Raw genomic sequence first — 1,051 nt, 5'->3', positions numbered from 1 at the left:
TGGTACTCTCTTAAGACACGGAAGAGTACGCCGCCGCCAGATCTATCAAAAACACACAAAATATCCTTCTCATAACAAAAAGCCCCGCAACTCGCGGGGCTTTTTGCGTTCCAAAACACCCTTGCTACCCCGGGAGATCGGTTATGAACGAAGACAGGCTGCGCACTGACTGCGCGCGGTGCATTGGTTTGTGCTGCGTGTTGCTTGCTTTCGACCGGCGGCTGTCCTCGGAGGTTGAAGGGTTCGGCGGTTGCATGCGCTACGACTGCTTCGGCGCCGGTCAGGCCGTCATGGCGATGTTTGAAGGGCTCTCCTGGCGCGAAGGATCCGAGACCATGCGGGTCATGTATGATGCCTTTGTCGTTCTGCGCGAGAGGAACAAGGCAGTGAGGTGCCGGCCGGAGGGTAGGGAAAATCGGCGGGGATGAGCTAAGCCTTGCCGCTGAGAGGGAGACGGTCACGAGATAGGCCCCCATATGACGACCAACTGACTCTTGCCGAATTGGGGGTGGCGCACGCCGTGCGGCATGGGATGAGGAATCGTGTGATCGCGGGCCGGTTCGGAATCAGTCTTGACGGCGTCAAGTTTCACATGACCAACATTCTCGGCAAGCCGGGATTGGCGAACCTAAGGCGTGGCGCCGATGGGCAAGGATCCCAAGCGCAAGCGCTTTGGGCACGGCCCGGGGGAGAACAGAACATGGCGGAAAAAACGGAATTCGGGGTGCTGGGACAGATCGCTCGGACAGTCGCCGATATCGCAGCGGCAGAACATTGGTACGGTACGGTTCTCGGCCTGCCGCATCTTTATACTTACGGCCCGCTCGCTTTTTTCAACTGCGGCGGTACGCGGCTGATGCTTTCGGCGGTGCCCAGCGAAAAGGCTGCCGAGTCGATCCTCTATTTCACGGTGCGCGATATCGTAGCGGCGCACCACGATCTCGAGGCGAGGGGCGTTGTCTTTACCAGCGCGCCGCACATGATCCATCGGCATCCCGACGGCATGGAGGAGTGGATGGCTTTTTTCGAGGACAATGAGGGGCGTCCATTG

2 protein-coding genes and 1 pseudogene are annotated in these 1,051 nt (G+C 59.1%); all 3 read left to right on the top strand.

What is annotated here, in order from left to right:
* The first annotated feature begins 143 nt into the window (after window positions 1-143).
* Window positions 144-428, top strand: coding sequence for a hypothetical protein (locus tag I2G20_RS15260; protein ID WP_196260606.1), 285 nt, complete (start codon window positions 144-146; stop codon window positions 426-428).
* An 8-nt stretch (window positions 429-436) separates the two neighbouring features.
* Window positions 437-619: pseudogene (locus I2G20_RS17555) on the top strand (LuxR C-terminal-related transcriptional regulator); the annotation flags it as partial.
* Window positions 620-700: 81 nt separating this feature from the next.
* Window positions 701-1,051, top strand: a 351-nt coding sequence (locus I2G20_RS15255) for a VOC family protein (protein ID WP_196260605.1), incomplete at its 3' end; no start/stop codon positions are given.

This window comes from Pelagibacterium limicola, assembly GCF_015694405.1.
In the GTDB taxonomy this organism is placed as follows: Bacteria; Pseudomonadota; Alphaproteobacteria; order Rhizobiales; family Devosiaceae; genus Pelagibacterium; species Pelagibacterium limicola.
Note: the sequence above shows the minus strand (reverse complement) of the source record. Positions and strands in the feature narration are given on the sequence as shown.

Bases quoted from the DNA above. Each gene is read 5' to 3' on its own strand.
- I2G20_RS15260 (WP_196260606.1), top strand. From the start codon at position 144: ATGAACGAAGACAGGCTGCGCACTGACTGCGCGCGGTGCATTGGTTTG.